This window comes from Gardnerella sp. KA00288 (assembly GCF_049244085.1).
GTDB lineage: Bacteria > Actinomycetota > Actinomycetes > Actinomycetales > Bifidobacteriaceae > Bifidobacterium > Bifidobacterium greenwoodii.
Genome location: NZ_CP058373.1, coordinates 977,730 through 994,804, shown reverse-complemented (window position 1 = coordinate 994,804; position 17,075 = coordinate 977,730). Strand labels below are relative to the sequence as shown.

At 38.5% G+C, this 17,075-nt stretch carries 13 protein-coding genes; 9 read left to right on the top strand and 4 right to left on the bottom strand.

From position 1 onward, the window contains the following. Nucleotides 1-109: 109 nt before the first annotated feature. From cysK to HXT52_RS03680, 3 genes are all read right to left on the bottom strand, one after another. Entirely contained in the window at nt 110-1,042 is a 933-nt protein-coding gene (gene cysK / locus HXT52_RS03690) for a cysteine synthase A (protein WP_410313283.1), read from the bottom strand. A gap of 752 nt (nt 1,043-1,794) precedes the next feature. Next, nucleotides 1,795-2,121: a type II toxin-antitoxin system RelE/ParE family toxin gene (locus HXT52_RS03685; RefSeq protein ID WP_421775738.1), complete on the bottom strand. Its 327-nt coding sequence runs from the start codon at nt 2,119-2,121 to the stop codon at nt 1,795-1,797. After that, complete coding sequence (locus tag HXT52_RS03680) at nt 2,108-2,380, bottom strand: type II toxin-antitoxin system Phd/YefM family antitoxin (protein WP_004136389.1); 273 nt, start codon at nt 2,378-2,380, stop codon at nt 2,108-2,110. The genes HXT52_RS03685 and HXT52_RS03680 overlap by 14 nt, the downstream gene beginning before the upstream one ends. A 591-nt stretch (nt 2,381-2,971) precedes the next feature. On the opposite strand from HXT52_RS03680, the gene HXT52_RS03675 reads away from it, so the two are divergent. The 7 genes from HXT52_RS03675 (at nt 2,972) to HXT52_RS03645 (ending at nt 11,959) form a co-directional block, all read left to right on the top strand. Beyond that, the gene (locus HXT52_RS03675; RefSeq protein ID WP_421775737.1) at nt 2,972-4,720 is read left to right on the top strand and encodes an ABC transporter ATP-binding protein; all 1,749 of its coding nucleotides are present in this window, start codon (nt 2,972-2,974) and stop codon (nt 4,718-4,720) included. Between the two features lie 451 nt (nt 4,721-5,171). Further along, complete coding sequence (locus HXT52_RS03670; RefSeq protein WP_421775736.1) at nt 5,172-6,158, top strand: DUF3137 domain-containing protein; 987 nt, start codon at nt 5,172-5,174, stop codon at nt 6,156-6,158. A 57-nt stretch (nt 6,159-6,215) separates the two neighbouring features. Then, entirely contained in the window at nt 6,216-6,782 is a 567-nt protein-coding gene (locus tag HXT52_RS03665) for a LemA family protein (protein WP_421775735.1), read from the top strand. Nucleotides 6,783-7,030: 248 nt separating this feature from the next. After that, nucleotides 7,031-9,112 carry a hypothetical protein gene (locus tag HXT52_RS03660; RefSeq protein ID WP_421775734.1) on the top strand — a complete coding sequence of 694 codons (2,082 nt, stop codon included), beginning with the start codon at nt 7,031-7,033 and terminating at the stop codon, nt 9,110-9,112. 436 nt (nt 9,113-9,548) lie between these two features. Next, on the top strand, nt 9,549-10,358 hold the full coding sequence (locus HXT52_RS03655; protein ID WP_410313292.1) for a nucleoside phosphorylase: 810 nt from the start codon (nt 9,549-9,551) through the stop codon (nt 10,356-10,358). Nucleotides 10,359-10,513: 155 nt separating this feature from the next. Then, the gene (locus tag HXT52_RS03650) at nt 10,514-11,119 is read left to right on the top strand and encodes a type IV toxin-antitoxin system AbiEi family antitoxin domain-containing protein (RefSeq protein WP_421775733.1); all 606 of its coding nucleotides are present in this window, start codon (nt 10,514-10,516) and stop codon (nt 11,117-11,119) included. Between the two features lie 90 nt (nt 11,120-11,209). Next, complete coding sequence (locus HXT52_RS03645) at nt 11,210-11,959, top strand: nucleotidyl transferase AbiEii/AbiGii toxin family protein (protein ID WP_421775732.1); 750 nt, start codon at nt 11,210-11,212, stop codon at nt 11,957-11,959. A gap of 251 nt (nt 11,960-12,210) precedes the next feature. Here HXT52_RS03645 and HXT52_RS03640 read toward each other — a convergent pair whose 3' ends face one another. Then, a complete protein-coding gene (locus HXT52_RS03640; RefSeq protein ID WP_421775731.1) occupies nt 12,211-13,551 on the bottom strand; it encodes a Na+/H+ antiporter NhaC family protein in 1,341 nt (446 codons plus the stop codon). A 540-nt stretch (nt 13,552-14,091) separates the two neighbouring features. Here HXT52_RS03640 and HXT52_RS03635 point away from each other — a divergent pair. Further along, complete coding sequence (locus tag HXT52_RS03635) at nt 14,092-14,859, top strand: ATP-binding cassette domain-containing protein (RefSeq protein WP_375168960.1); 768 nt, start codon at nt 14,092-14,094, stop codon at nt 14,857-14,859. Further along, the gene (locus HXT52_RS03630; protein WP_375168959.1) at nt 14,849-16,927 is read left to right on the top strand and encodes a YhgE/Pip family protein; all 2,079 of its coding nucleotides are present in this window, start codon (nt 14,849-14,851) and stop codon (nt 16,925-16,927) included. The genes HXT52_RS03635 and HXT52_RS03630 overlap by 11 nt, the downstream gene beginning before the upstream one ends. The last annotated feature ends 148 nt before the right edge of the window (nt 16,928-17,075 follow it).

Genomic DNA, 17,075 nt, shown 5'->3' with positions numbered 1-17,075 from the left:
CTCCTATTATTCTCTTGCTTGTTTTATTCGAGTGTTAGAAAGTGCGCTTGTAAATCTACTAAAAACGCACTTTCAAAACATCATTTATTATTATCATTATTGCATAGCATTATTCTGCAAACAAAGGCGTTGACAAGTAGCGATCTCCGGAATCTGGAAGTATTGCAACAATGGTTTTGCCAGAGTTTTCTTCTCTTTTTGCTTCTTGAATTGCTGTCCAAACTGCTGCTCCGGAAGAAATACCTACGAGCACACCTTCTTTTTTGCTTATAAGTTTGCCGTTTTCGATTGCGTCTTCATTGGTTACATGAACAATACGATCGTAAATGTTTTGGTTGAGTACATCCGGCACGAATCCTGCGCCGATTCCTTGAATCTTGTGTGCTCCTGGCTTGCCGCCTGCGAGCACAGGGGAGTCTGCTGGTTCTACTGCGATTACTTCCAGATGCGGATTTTGTTCCTTTAAATAAGTGCCAGTACCAGTGATTGTGCCGCCTGTTCCAACGCCAGCAATGAGAATATCCACGTTTCCGTCAGTGTCTTGCCAAATTTCTGGACCGGTTGTGTTGTAGTGCGCGTGCACGTTTGCTTGATTAGTAAACTGTCCTGGAGTCCACGCGTTTGGCGTGTTTTCAACGATTTCCTTTGCTTTGGCGATTGCGCCTTTCATTCCTTCTGCAGCAGGGGTGAGCACGAGTTTGGAGCCGTATGCTTTCATAAGTTTTCGGCGTTCAATAGACATGCTTTCTGGCATAACTATAATGCTTTTGTATCCTTTTGTTTGAGCAATCATTGAAAGACCAATGCCAGTATTTCCAGAGGTTGGCTCAACGATTACTGAGCCTGGTTTAAGCGTGCCTGCGTTTTCTGCTTCTTCGATCATCTGCTTTGCAATGCGGTCTTTTACGGAGCCTGCTGGGTTGAAGTATTCGAGTTTTACAAGTATTTTTGCTGCTAGATTGTACTCTTTTTCAATGTGAGTAAGCTCCAGAAGTGGAGTGTGGCCTACGAGTTCTTGCACGGACTTGTAGATGTTAGACATAATATTTCCCCTTACTTGTTTGTTTGTTTTACTTGTTTTTTTGTTTTGTTTAATTTGATTTGTTTTTAATTTTTAAAAACAATTTTTATTAGTAAAGCGACTACCGTTTTATTAGTTGTTTCTAGATATGCCATTTATCTGTTTAATATTTAATCCGTATTAGATTGTTATCTTTTTAAGATTTTATATTCGAATTTTGGCATAAAAAAAGAAACAGCGCGCTGTTTCTTGAATCGTAATTTGCTGTGTTTTAACGTAAATGCTTTTAACACAGGCTAGATGATGCATACTTAGTGTTTGCAAACATCATTTCGATTAAGAAATGCGCAACAGCATACGTTACAACAACAATTTGTCATCATATTTGTATGATACATGTGCACTCCTTTACTCGTCGAAATGGTGATAAGTGAAGACTATAGCGAATGGATTTGTGTTTGTCAAACTTTGATTTGTACTACTTTTTCTGCGTGAGTGTCTGATTCTGGCTGTTTTGGGACACTGGTGCAGATTGCGTTCTGCGTTATTGTCTCATTTTGTCTATCTTCGGACATTAATGCAGTTTGCGTACTACGTGAGTGTCTCTGCTTGGCACTAGTGGCCATTAGGTGCAAAATTGAAGAGATTGGCTACTTTAAGGCGGTGAAGAAAATTGCCGTAAATGGCAAAAATCTTCACCAGCGTTTATTAGATGTGTATCTCAATAGCAGATGTATATCTCACTGACATGTGCGTATCTCAATAACTTTAACTTACAATATGTCAACCCAGTTTTGTCTAGCATGAAGTATTCTATGCACCATAACCGTTTTATTCTCTTCGCAAATTTTATAGAAGATTACATATTTTTTAACGAAACATCTTCTAAAGTTTTTGCTATTCAGGTAATCATCGTTCACCAGTCTGTATCGATAAGGCATTGTTGATAGGCTTGAAACAGTGGATTCTACATTATCGAGGAATTCTGATGCTGTAATCGGCGAGTCTAAGTTGTGTGCGATGTAATGAACTATGTCTTGCAAATCTTTATGGTAACTTTGCGAAACGATTATTGCGTATTTTTGGTTATTTTGCGCCATTGTTGAGTTCTTCTCTTAAGTTTTGCATTGATTCTTCAAAAGATAATGTGCGATTATTGTTAAAATCAGACTCGCTTTGATCAAGTAAGCTGTATAGTTCATATTTGCTCATGAACTTGTTGAATAAGTCAATGCTCATTACTGCTAAGTCTCCGCGACCATTTTTTGTAATGAAAACTGGCTCTTTTGTTTCGTGGCAGAATGTTGATATCTCGTTGTAGTTATTGCGTAAATCTGTGCTTGACTTAATAGTTGGCATTGTGCGAGTCCTTTGAGATGATTGTTATTTTATTGCTTTTGTGGTTGTCTATTTTATTATTTTTTTTTGAATTAGCTTATTTAGTTTTACTTTATGTATACAAATAAATTATTAGACTAGTTTAATGCAATCTAAAGATATTATATTATTATTTCTTTAGATTATTGACTTTATAGTTTCGATTTTTGTAATTCTAGTAGCCATTAGGTGCAAATTTGCAGCAATTGGCCACTTTGTTGTTGGTTTGCGCATTTGACACGTTTATGCTGATATTACATTATGGAATCAGTGTTTTAATTTGATTTTTTTTTTTAACTCTATGCTTATTATTTCTAGCAAGCATTACGTATAAGTGTGTTTAAGCATTTATATGTGTTGTCAAGTAGATAAGCATGACCAATCAGGATAAGTATGATAGTGTATCTTTCAATGCTTTGTAGAGAGCGAATCGGCAATTTGGGAACGAAAATGCTAGCTGCGAAAATGCTATTAGATAAAGGAATAGTAGAAATACTACGAATAGTATAGATAGCAGTGATAGTAGAAATACTAGAAATAGAAGAGATATAAAGGAAGTGAGAGGTAGCGAGAATGAGTAAAACTTACAACGCGGCAAATCAGCAATCATCCAAACTGCATCCCGACGTAAAAAATTACGTAAAACTATTTTTCAAAGAAAACAAACTTGTAGCTTTTCTTTCGATGATAGTTTTTATTGCCTTGTCTATGATTTTCACTGCTATTTCTTGGATTTTGCAAATTATTTTCGACTATATGTCTTGCAAAGGAGACTTCTCTTTAACTACTATTTTTCTGCTTGTCGTTTCCTTTATGCTGGCAATCTCTTTAATTTTCGCGTTGAAGCGCAGCGCGTACCCTCGCTTTCTTGAAAAAGCAATGAATCAGTATAAAGAGTCTGTTATCAAAAAGCTTTTAAAGAAGAGTTATAGTGATTTTTCGCTTGCGAATTCCGGCACGTATCTTTCTGTACTTACTAATGATTGCGAGCGTATTCAAGAAAAGTATTTGAAGAAGATTTTTGATTTTGTTCAAGACGTTCTTATGCTTGTAAGTTCGCTAGCTCTTATGATTTACTACAGTCCGCTGCTCACTGTTATTGCTCTTATTATTTCCCTGCTTCCAATGGCTTGTTCTATTCTTACAGCTAACGGAATTGCCACTCGAGAGGAGCAGGTTTCTAAGTCGAATGAGTCTTATACGGCACTGACGAAGGATGTTTTGAACGGCGTTTCGGTTATTAAGAGTTTTAAGGCGGAGCAGGAGGTTATTGATCGCTACAAGAATCAGTCGATGGAGCTTGAGCATACGAAGAATCTTCGCGAGAAAACAATGACTACTGTTTCTGCTCTTGGAACGATTTCAAGTCTTGGAACTCAGCTTGGCGTGATGCTTGTTGGTGCTTGGATGGTTAACGCTCACGTTGGTGTTATTACTGCTGGAATGGTTTTAGCTTTCACTAATTTGATGAATGGAGTGCTTCAGCCTATTGCAAGTCTTCCGCAAATGCTTGGCGAGATGAAGGGTGCTAAGAAGCTTATTAGCAAGATGGCTGATTATATGAGTAATGCTAAGGAAGATTCTGGCGAAATTATTGACGATTCTATTAAAAACGTTGTTTTGCGCGATGTTTCGTACGCTTATGACGCGGATCATAAAGTCTTGAAAAACGTAAATCTAACTTTGCAGGCTGGAAAATCTTACGCGATAGTAGGACCTTCTGGTGCTGGTAAGAGTAGTTTGATTAATCTGCTTATGGGTTACTACAAGGATTATGAAGGTAGCGTGCATCTGAATAATCACGAGCTTAGTAAGGTTAGCAAGAGTTCGCTTTACGATAAGACTACTCTTATGCAGCAGTCTGTGTTTATGTTTGATGCTTCGATTTTAGATAATATTACGCTTTTTAAGCCATTCCAGAGCGCGGAGGTAGATTGCGTGATTCACTTGGCTGGTTTGGATGATTTGATTGCTGCTAAAGGCAAGGATTATCAGTGCGGGGAGAATGGTAGTCATCTTTCTGGCGGCGAAAAGCAGCGTATTGCTATTGCGCGAAGCTTACTTAAAAAGTCCGAGATTCTGCTGGTTGATGAGGCAACGAGCGCACTAGATAACGAGACGAGCGCGAACGTAACGCAGTCTATTTTGGATTTGCAAGGAATTCTTCGACTTGTGGTAACTCACCGCTTGGATGCTAATTCGCTTAAGCAATATGATGAGATTCTTGTGATGAAAAGCGGCGAGCTTATTGAGCGTGGAAGCTTTGAGGAACTTATGAATCAAAAGGCTTACTTCTACTCGCTTTATACTGTGTCTATGTGAGGCTGTTGATCTGGCTTGGGCTTGGCTTTCGCTTGGTTTGCGCTGAGCAATTTAGCGCAATAGATCCTGAGCCAGTGTTAGTAGCCATTAAGTGCGAATTTGCAGCAATTGGCCACTTTCTCAGCAATGTGATCTGCTTTCGCGTTACATTTTAAGGAATTACGCTGTTACTTGCAGTGCTTTTTATTTTAAAATTTAGCAAAATAAATTTTATGCATAATCTGTTTTTATTTAATGATTTTGTATAATTTAGATTGTATAGAGTTAGAGAAAAGGCATGTATGGAACAGTTTAATCAGTATGACTCGAATGACCAGAGTAACTATGATTCAAGTAATCAGAATCAGACAAACCCAAACAGCGATACTGTAAATTCAAATCCTACAACGTTGTACATAGTGATTCGCAAAATATGTCAAAAATGACGAGTGATTTATAAAAGGGAGATGACATGAATGTAAAATATGGTAGCGTATTTACAAATCCAGAAGTTTTAGACAAACTAGCGCTAATAGAACAATCTCCCCAAATACAAGGAAAATTAAATGAGTTAAAAGAAGGCATAAAAAATAATTCTTTTGATCCAATTCGTTTAATTCCATTCATACCGGTAGTAATGGTTTTAGGCGCTTTGTATAACTATTTTCCAAATATTGATTACTCTCGTTACAAATATTATTTGCTAATAGTAGGTGTTTTTGTTGTTTGCTTTGCAGGTAAGTTTTTTGTAAATAATAAAGTTGATGTAGATTCTTTATATTCGGATAATGTTCTAACGCCGATTTTGAATGCGATTCTGCCAGGAACAGTATTAAACAATTCCGAAGGAATTGACAGCAGCATTTTTAATAATCTTCTGCCAATATCTAGTAAGTATTATTCAAGTAAACACATAATTTTTGGTGATGAATTCAGAACAGAATTTTCAAATATGCAAGCAATACACTTTTCTAGAAGTGAAAGTGGAAAAAGTGTTAAAAAAACGGATTTTGTTGGGCAAGTCTTATTAATAAACGCAAAAACCAATATAAATGGTCACATTAGAATCGTTCCAGTTACTGGAAAGAACTTTATGGGACAAAAATTAAATGGATACTATGGTAGAAAAACAAAAGAGGAGAGCGAAGTCCAAACAGAATCCATTGAGTTTAACAACTCGTATTCAATCTTTTCTACAGACGATTTTTATACAAAGCTTGTATTAGATCCAAGTTTTATAGAAGCATTGAATAATTTGCAAAAAAGAATGAGAGTTTGCATATATCTAGATAGTGAGCGTATTGTTGCAGCTTTTGATTCTGGTAGGTATATATTAGGAAATCCTGGAAAATCTGGAATAGAAAACCTATCTTTAACAAGAGAATATGCAAAATTTAGAGATGTTTTGGCTGAATATTACGAAATAATCAGCGTAATTAGAGAAAAATTGAAAAAGTAGAAATTGCAATACTAGCGAATTGCAAAATTAGAAAATACTAGAACTAAAGGAGACGTTATGAGTGACGTTATGGATAAGAACACTGTGCTAATTTGTGTTGCAATAGTGCTTATAGCGCTTATTGCTTGGTTTATTGGCACGTTAAATAGGCTAAGAAAATATAGGGTGATTATAGAAGAGTCGCGGAAAAACGTTGATATTGCGCTCGCTAAAAGATACGATACGATTTGCCAAATGCTTAAAGTTGCGCAGTCGTTTGCAAAGTACGAAAAAACAACCTTAGTGGATTTAGTGAGTTTAAGAGAAGGATTGGGATCAGTGGATTCTAGTTCGGTAATCAAAAATCAGAATCATGCAATAGGGAAGATTTTTGCTTTGGCGGAAGCTTATCCGGAATTAAAGTCTTCTGAACAATTTTTGAACTTGCAAGAGGAAATAAACGACGAAAATGAGCAGCTTGCGGCGGCAAAAAGAATCGTAAATAGTAACATTAGTACTCTTAATCAAAATATCGTTACCTTCCCAGTGTCGCTTATTGCAAGCTTAAGCGGAATAAAGCAGATGGCTTTTCTTGACGAAGATGATCTAATCAATAAGAAGAATATTGATAGCATACTGAGCTAGTGAAAATGTTTAGATAGTGAAAATGTTTAGCTAGACGGTATATCTAATGTAGCCAATCGTTGTAAATTTGCAGTGATTGGCCGCTTTTCTTCAATGAGACCTGCTTTTGCGTTACATTTTAAGGAATTGCGTTGTTACTTGCAGTGCTTTTTATTTTAAAATTTAGCAAAATAAATTTTATGCATAATCTGTTTTTATTTAATGATTTTGTGTAGTCTAGATTGTATAGAGTTAGAGAAAAGGCATGTATGGAACAGTTTAATCAGTATGACTCGAATGACCAGAGTAACTATGATTCGAGTAATCAGAATCAGCCAATCTCGCACAATGATAATGGCTTATCTAATCAAGGTAAATCGTTTGCTGTAAATAATAGTGCGAATAATAACGTTAATAGTAGCAATGCCAATGACCGGTATCAGCAGAATCAGCCATTTCAGAATCAACAGTATCAGTACCAACAATCTCAGTATGCTCAGAATCAAAACTGGTATGGGCAATATCCTAATCAATATCAAAATTCACAATATTATAATAATCAAGAATATGTGAATAATCAGTATGATCAAAATACCAATAATCTTGCTGCCCAATATCAAGACAACGATACTATAAATTCGAATGCTGAAGGTGCATATTCTGACGATTATGTAAAGCAGTCTGCTCCATATAATGCAATGAACGCGGACAGTTCATATTCATCGGATTCGACTTCAGTTAAAGCAAATTCTTCGAATTTTAATCTTAAAAGTTTATTAACTAAACGAAACAAAATTATTGTAGCAGTAGTTTGTGCAACGATATTACTGTGCGTAGTAGCAATTTTATGTGTTCCAAAAAAACATGATAATAGTAAACAAGCAGCTACTGCCAGTTCGCAGTCCGACTCTCATAAGAGTTCAAGCACAGATGTGAATACTGAGCCAAAGCGTCATGCGAGCCCTGAAGCAGTTGACGCCGGAGGCCCAGCCGACTACTCTGCTTTGCCGCTCAACCAGATCTACGACCAGAACTGGTACAAGACGGGCAGTGAGTTGGTTGGTGATCCGGGGCATACTGCTGCTGCTGGTAAGCAAAATGATGTTGGAATGGACGCAAGTGCTCCAGTAAATGACCACGATGGCTTTTATAATTTCTACAACGCTCGCTACCAAATTGATTCAGACGCTGAGAAGGGCCAAATCGGCAAGGTGATTCGCAGTGAAGTTTCTAATAGTGCAGCCGACGATACCGCCATGGCTATTTATTACGGCATAAAGAGTGACAGAAGTGGTAATAGTGATAACTCTAAGGAACCTAAATTAACTGATGCGCAGCGTAATTATTTTGAGCGGCTGAAGTCTGTTGTTGGCGGCGACTTTAAGACGTACACGCGCAATACTATGTATGCTAATCGTGTTAGCTATATTTTACATAGTGGCTATTCTTTCAATACCACATATAACGACCGCCACCCAGGCTCTGTAGGATATGCTGATATGTATCAAAGCAACGCAGAAGAGCTTAACGTGCCATACGTAGACGAAAACGGCAACAGCATCGGGCTTTACGAGTCTGCCCACTACGATAGTCTAATGAGCGTGGTGCGCTGGATGATGTACGACCAAGGGTTTTACAATGTCGCCGTCAGCCCGGCTGGTGTTTGGGGTACTTGTCGCCTAGATAACCGTGGTTATATGGAAGCCGTGCAAATTGTTTTGCCATCGCAGGACAATCCAGAAAAGTTTGATGTGTTTGTTAGCGTATTGGATGACATCTATTACAATCGAGTATTGACAAGTGATGTAAATTATACTGTGGCGGACTATAGCGGTACGAACGATTATGCACTTTATGCCTCAGTGCTCCGCCAAAGCAACAAGAGTACCGGCATTTTGCCATTCCGCGCTATTCTACACAATGTTGACCGCCCGCTGCGCGCGAAGGATAATGAGCTGTCGCGTGTCATGCAAAAGTTTGGTGTTGATGACAGAAAAATGGCTTCAATCGTCGGTAGTAGCTTTGCCACGTTGGTAGGTAGCAATATGTTTGTTGGAAATGAGGTTAAGGGTGTAGGTTATGGTGGATTTATCCATCGTGGCGATGTGGAGCAATTGCCGCATTATAACCAGTATGTAGGGAGCGGAAGTTTGACGGTTTATCTTAACGGTCTTAATGCTCACGGAGATGAAAACCATGACGATGTGGAACGTTACCGAGCGTTTATGCTGAAGGCGGCGCCGACGAGCCGTCAGTGGTATAGTGAGCCTAATAAACGTATTGATTACAATAAAGGGATGCTTAATTACGACGAGTTCGTGAAGCTTGATCGCGCAGCGTTTGGTAACTAGCAAAGTGGTTTCAATTGAATACGTGTCGATGTGAAATTCCAATAATTTCAGACTAAGTCAAATCGTGCAAATGCAATTCGTAGCGTGAGCTTGCTTAGAGTTGAAGGTCCAGTGTGCTTTCAACGCGAGCGAGGTATGCTTTCGTTTCGATTGACAAATGTCCGGTAGATTTGCGTGTTTCTGCGTTAGGGTCTCTGTTTGGCTATTTTGGGACATTGGTGCAGTATGGTTTCTGCGCGAGTATCTGATTTTGCCTATTTTGGGGCACTTATGCAGATTGCATACTGCGTGAGTGTCTATGTGTGGCTCAAGTGGCCAATCGTTGTAGATTTGCATTGATTGGCTATTTTGTGATCTTTGCGTACTAATGCGTGTATTTGTATATAGGATTGAGTTGCTTGTAGGATGGAGCTGATCGTATGAAGGAGCTGATTGTATGGCAGAATATGATTTGCCGATTTTAGAGTATGATTCCGATAAAAGCGCAGTTTTAATGCCAAATCACGATGATATTTCTGTTCAGCTTCCATCTAAAGCGGTTTTTGCTTTCTTAGGAGATGAAATCGATCAGTATGCTTTAAGTAGAAAAGCTATGATTGTAGCAAATTTTGAATCTGCAACTAAAAAATATCCGATATATGTTTTGGAAGAAAAAGTAGGAAATGCAGTAAGAGAAAATGCAGGCAGCGAAGTAGAAGAAGAAACGCAAAAAATCTGTTTAGTACAGGCTCCAGTTGGCGCTCCTGCCGCTGTTCAGATATTAGATTGGTTGATTTCTTACGGCGTTAGTGAAGTTGTTAGTGCTGGTTCTTGCGGATCGCTAGTTGATTATGCGGAAAACGTTTTTCTGGTTCCGTATAAAGCTTTAAGAGATGAGGGGACTTCTTATCATTATTTGCCTCCAAGTCGTTATGTTGACGTTTCAGAGCGCTCGAGACGTGCTATTTTACAAACTTTGCAAGCGCACAATTTGCCTTATCATGAAGTTAAAACGTGGACTACGGATGGGTTTTTCCGTGAAACTAAGACGAAAGTTGCTAATCGTAAGCAAGAGGGATGCGCGGTTGTGGAGATGGAGTGTTCTGCTTTAGCGGCTTGCGCGCAAATGCGTGGGATTGTTTGGGGTGAGATTCTTTACACTGCAGATACTTTGCACGATGTTGAAAATTATGATGAGCGCAATTGGGGTGGAGACTCTAAAGCGTATGCGCTTGAGCTTTGTATTGAAGCAGCGTTGCGCATTTGATACGTTTATGCTGATATTACACATGAAATCAGCGTAAATGTATAATTAGGTATTGCTGTGAGGTAATGCAGAATCCTATTGGCGTAATAGTTATAGTAGTAGTGATAGTGAAATTTATATAGTTCATCCAATCGTGCTAATATGATTTACAATATATGCACGAAAGGACGGTGAGTGTTATCGCTACAATATTAAACGCTAATGGAAGCAATATGCTTACTTTAAAAGAAGCAAAATCTTGCGGACTGTCAAAATATAAGTTTTATAAATTTGTTAAAGATAATGAACTAGAACAGTTAAGCGGTGGAATATACGCTTCTAAAGACTCGTGGGTAGACGAGTTGCTTCTTATTCATAAGCGTTCGCCATCCGCTGTTTTTTCTCACGACGAAGCTTTCTTTTATCATGGATTAGTTGATATGGAGCCAATTACTCACACTATTACTGTTTATAGTGGTTTTAATGCTCACCGGTTGAAAGCATCGTGCAATGTGAAAGTTTATAGCGTAAAAAAGGAATTGCTTGAAGTTGGAAAGATTTTAGTTACGGATAATCTCGGCAATAAAGTGCCAATGTATGATCTTGAAAGAAGTGTCTGTGATGCGTTTAGAAGCAGAAATTTAATTGAGATTCAGGAATTTAATACAATCTTGAAATCCTATATTGCTAGACCAGACAAAGATCTCAATTTGTTAATGGAATATGCGAAACTTTTTAGAGTAAACAATGTTGTTCGCAAGTATTTTGAGGTGTTACTATAAGTGAATTTAACTGATGCGCAAATAAGGGGTAGAATTAAAAACCTCGCCGAACAAAATAACGCAGATCCTCGTGTGTTAATGCGTCTTTACATGATGGAACGCTACTTAGAGCGTGTGTCAGTTTCAAAATATCACAACAATTTCATTGTAAAAGGCGGTGTTCTAGTAACATCTTTGCTTGGTATTTCTATGCGATCCACTATGGATATAGATACGACTATTCAAAATTATGATTTGTCTCTTGAGAATACGAAAAAAATGATTGAGGATATATCTAGCATAGATATAGACGATGGAGTTGATTTTACTATTAAAAGCGTAATGAAAATTATGGATGATATGGAATATCCAGGTATTCGTTTTGCGCTTGACTCGCGTATTGGAAGAATGGTAACACCAATAAAAATTGATGTTTCTACTGGAGCTACGATTACACCACGCGCAATTGAGTATGACTATAAGTTGATGTTGGAAGATCGTTCTATTTCTATTCTTTCTTACAATATTGAAACAGTGTTTGCGGAAAAGCTACAAACTATTTTATCACGCGGAATTCTTAATACTCGTATGAGAGATTTTTATGATGTTCACGTGCTATTTGTTTCGCATAAAAGAGATGTAAATAGAGAGATTCTTAAGCGTGCTTTTCATTCAACTTGTGAAAATCGTAAAACTGAAAATATTATAGATAATCTTAAATCTATTTATGAAAGTATTGCTTGTGATGAAAAGCTTTCTTTATTGTGGACGTTGTATCAGCGTAAATATTCTTATGCTAAAGATATTGATTTTGGCAGTGCACTACTGAGTTTGGATGCATTATTGAAATTGCTTGAATAGAATTTTGGATTAAAATCCTTTAGGCGAGTGCTGGCTTTTATAAACCATTGGGGGGGGGGCATGCATTAGCGGCCAATCGCCCGCGAATTTGCAGCGATTGGCTACTTTGCGATTGGTTGATTGGTGGTTAAAAATAAACGCCAGGGAGTTTATTTCAACTCTACTGGCGTTTATTAGTTATTTGCGTTATTCGCTAGTTGCAATTATTCGCTAGTTGCGTTTTTACTTGCCGTGTTTTCGGAAATAATCTGCTAAATAAACTGTGATATTACAATGCCTGCAACCATAAGCGGAATGTTGAAAATAAGGAACGTTGGAACGCAAGTATCCCAAATATGACTGTGTTGTCCGTCCGCATTTAAGCCAGCAGTAGGCCCGAGCGTGGTATCGGAAGCAGGTGAGCCTGCATCTCCAAGAGCTGCAGCGGAAGACATAAGAAGAATCGTTGCAGGAGTGCTAAAACCAATGCTCTGGCAAAGAGGTACGAACAAAACCGCAAGAATAGGAACCGTACCAAACGAAGTACCAATGCCCATAGTTACCAGCAAGCCAATAATCGTAATCACGAACGCAGCAATAATTTTGTTTTGTCCCATAGCTGCAACACCCAAGTGCACAAGCTCATCAACTCCGCCTGTTGCTTGAATAACGTTAGCGTAGCCGCCAGCAATAAGCATAACGAAAGCAATAAGGCCCATAAGCTTAACGCCGCCCATAAGCTGCTTGTCGATGTCGTTCCACTTTATTGCACCAAAAATAATCATGGTTGCAAGACCTGCAAGAGAAGAAAGCGAAAGATCCTTACTAATAACTTGCACTACTACAACAACAATAATTGCAAGAATGGTTACGTAGTGGCGTTTGTTAAGAGGTCCAACAACAGCGTCTGCGGCTTTAGTATCTGCCTCAGTAGTTTCATATTCGCGAGGCTTTCTGTATAGAACAAAAACTGCAAACAGTAGTGCTGCGAGCATTGCAGCGCCCAAATACCAGTTCACTGCGCTAACGTCTGCAACGCTAACTTTCATGCCGTTTTTAGAAAGATTCGTAGCTATAACAGTTTGGAAAATCAAGCCAAATCCAAACGGAATGGCAATGTACGGAACTTCAAGACCAAAAGCAGTACAGCATGCAGCTGCTCGGCGGTCAATCTTAAGTTCGTTCATAATTCGTAAAATCGGCGGAATAAGAATAGGAATGTAAGCAATGTGGACTGGCACAATATTTTGAGACATGCACGCAATTAGAGTTAGTACGGCAAGTAGAGCGTACTTTTTCATGCCAATAATTTTGCTAATTTTTTTAGAAATAATTTGAGCCAAACCGGTTGCTGTAATTGCTTCCGCAAAAGTACCAAGCAAAATGTAGGCGAGCGCAGTTTGCGCATTGGTGGAGAAACCGTCGCAAAGCAACGCCATAATCGTGTGATTTCCATCTCCAAAAAGCGGAAGATGACCGGCAATGCCACCTGCAACGCAAGCTACTATCATTGATAGCAAAACATTAAGTTTTGCAAGACTAAGTGCGCATAGCACTACAACCGACACAATAACCGGATTAAATATAATATTTAAAATTTGCAAACTTAGCATGCCGTTCACCCCTTTAAATGCTTGAATTTAATATATTGCTTGAAGCAACACGTTTTATTTCGTATCGCCTACGTCTGTATTTTTTGCATACGTATTCTTACATATGTATTTCTTACATTTAGTAATTAAAGACAATATAGCATGGAAGTGTTTACAACTTGTTTCTTAAGTGAATATAAAATATAAACAATTAAATAAAAAAATTAGTGTAACTCAACAATTGTTTGCACAAAAGAGTATTCTAAGTGATTAGTGGTGAAGAATTGATAAATCACCAAATGTTCGGTTTTGCACCGTTTTATTGCAGCATTGCAACGTGAGTTTACCGCTGAAAAATAGCGATAAAGCAATGTGAAAATTAAAAATTGTTTTGCTAATTGCGAAAATCCAAAAATAAACAATAAACAAAAAACTGAAAACTAAAAACTGAAAACTGCAAATAAGTTATTTAGAGTATTTAGAGTAAGGAGGAATGCCTGGCGCTCTAAGCAAAAAAGATACTACGCCATATCTTAATTGCAAGCGTCAAACATACAAATTATGAAAGATAGTAAAATGCTTTTAGAAGCTAAAGAATTAGGTTTACAAAGATTTAGAAGAACACCATTTTGGGATGTGTCATTAAAAGTAGAAGCTCATCAAATCGTTGCAATATCAGGCGAACACGGCTCTGGAAAATCAGCTTTGCTACTTGCACTGTCTGGTTATATGAAATTTACGAACGGAACTCTTACTATTGCGGACGCAACTCTTCCTAGCGATTTTAAAGAATCTCGTCAATACGTGGGATTGGGATTATTCAACGGAATTAACGAATTCTACAAAACGCAAACAATAGAAGAAGTTTTGATGAGTGAGCTAAAACTCGCATCATCTTCGCCACTATTTCGCGAACAGTATAAAAATGATGTAAAAAATCGCGAAGCGTTACAGCAGTACGCTTACAACGTGCTAGCGCAGTGGAAAGTATTGTCTCCTCGTAAAACAGCAATAGGAGAGTTGACTCCGTGCGAGCGCATGCGCTTGGCAATTGCGTTGGCTTTGCTAAAAAAGCCGTTGCTGCTATTTGTTGATGGAATTGAAACGGAGCTTACTAGCGAGCAAAGCGAATGCTTACTTTCCGATATTCGCGAATACGTTAGCAAAAACTACTGCTCCTGCCTTGTTGGAGTTTTGCAAAGTGAGTTAGAAAAGCAAGCGGATCAAGTATTAAGACTTATGCCAAATAATGAGAAAACAGAAAATTCTCATACTGATTCTCAGCTTGGTGAACGTAAAGCAAATGGTGGTGAAAATAATGCGCGTTAATACTATTGCTCTTGCATTTCGTGAGCTTAACAACATGATGAAAGGAAAAGCTCGAAAGCTTGTTATTGGAGCCGTAGCTTTGATTCCACTTTTATACGGATCGCTTTACTTATGGGCATTTACAAATCCTTATAAGACTTTGGATACTGTGCCTGTAGCTGTTGTTGTTGAAGACAATGGCGCTATGATTAACGGCAAAATGCGAAACATTGGAAACGAAATCAAAACTCGTTTAAAGAATCAAAAAGACGGTAGTGAAGGTTTCCAATGGAATTTTGTAAATAGTGCCGAAGCGAATAAGGGTCTTAAAAATGGCAACTATTTTATGGTAGCAACTATTCCAGCTTCTTTCAGTAAGTGCATTGCTTCCGCGCAATACGATACTCCTACTAAAGCAAAACTTCACGTAAAGTATGATCAAGCAAGCAATATGCTGGCTTCGCAAATTGGTAAAACTGCTTTCCGCACTATGCGTACTGAGATTAGCGAGGCGATTGCTCAAGAGTATTGGGAGCACATGTTTGCAAAAGTCAACTCGGCTTCGGATTCTCTTGGTGCTGCCGCAAACGGTGCTGGAGCGCTACATGAAGGTTCAAAGTCTTTGCAAGGCGGAATAAATAAGCTTGCAGATGGGTCGAATAAACTTTCGCAATCTTTGCAAAAACTTCAAGGCGGATTAGGGGAGCTTCAAAAAGGCGCGAATACGCTAACTGAAGCCAATGCTCGTAGCAAAGAAGGAGCTCAATATCTTGCACAAAAAACGCAAGATTTAGCAAACGGAGCTCAACAGTTAAGTGAAGGAACGCAAAGGCTATCGGCAGCGACAAGCGAATTCTATGAAGGAGCTCAAAAGCTTGCAGCTTCAAGCAACGAATTAGAAGAACATGTTAAAGCTGGAAACGCTGAAACAAAAGCACAAATTACTGGTCTTCTTATGCAAGCGAAAAACCCAGCAGTAACAAAGGAAGACGTGCTTGCTAATTTGCAAAGTTGGGCAGAAGGATTAGGTGAAAATTCTAATCTTCTAGAAACAAATCTTTCTGCTTTAAGCGCTGGAGCAGACAAGCTTTCTGCAGGAAGCTTGCAAATAAAGGGCGGTGCTGACGCTCTTATGCAAGGCATGGAGAAAGTTAATGTTGGTTCGAATAAGTTAGTTGCTGGCACAAACAAGCTTGCTGACGGTTTGGCTCAAGTAAGTAACGGTAGTGAGAAGCTAAATAGTGGCGTGAATGAAGCTGCACAAGGTTCTGGGAAAATAGTGAACGGTTCTAATCAGCTTAATTCCGGTGTTAAGAAGCTATCTGATAACACTCCAAAGCTTGTTGATGGTGCTAAGAAATTGCATGACGGGCTTAAAGATGCTCAAAAGTCTGGAAAAATCAACAATATTGTTCAAAAAAGTAAAATGATGAGCGCACCAGTTTCCTTGGAGGAGCACGAGTATTCGCACGTTGAAAACTATGGAACTGGTTTTGCTCCTTACTTTATTTCCATCGCCCTTTGGGTTGGTGCTCTTATGGCAACATTCGTTTTGAGAGTTATGGATAGGCGAGCGATACTAAACGGCATGAATCCGCTTAAAAGCGCGCTTATTAGCTTGACGCCGTTTGTGCTTATGGGCGTTGTGCAAGCGATTATTCTTATGGGCGTTGTTCAAGGAGCGTTGAAGTTGCAAATCGATAATGTTTGTGCATTCTACGCGCTGGGGATTATAGCGTCAATAGTCTTTATGGCTATAATGCAAATGATTATGGTGGTGTTCCGCATACCAGGGCGAATAGTTGCGATTGTGCTACTTATGTTGCAAATCACAAGCTCTGCAGGAACGTTCCCAGTACAAATGACGCCGTCATTCTTTAGAGCTGTTCACCCTTACTTGCCAATGACGTACTCGATTATGGGGTTGCGTCAAGCAATGTCTGGAAAGAACAGTGGTGAAATAGTCTCTGGCATTGGAATGCTAGTGCTTTTCGGCGTTATTGCTATTGCTATAACAAGCATTGCCTTCCGCATGAAGCGTACTGTAACAATGTTTGATTTGCATCCTGTAATAACGCTCGAGGCGTAAGCGTCGCTTATCTAATACTAACCTGCGTAAGAGTGAATAGCTTTTGCGCAGGTTTTTTATATTTAAGTAACCTAAATTTATGCAATTTCCAAATATTACAACGTAGTATTAGAATATTTAACTTGCTTGCTTATAATTAGTTAAAGTT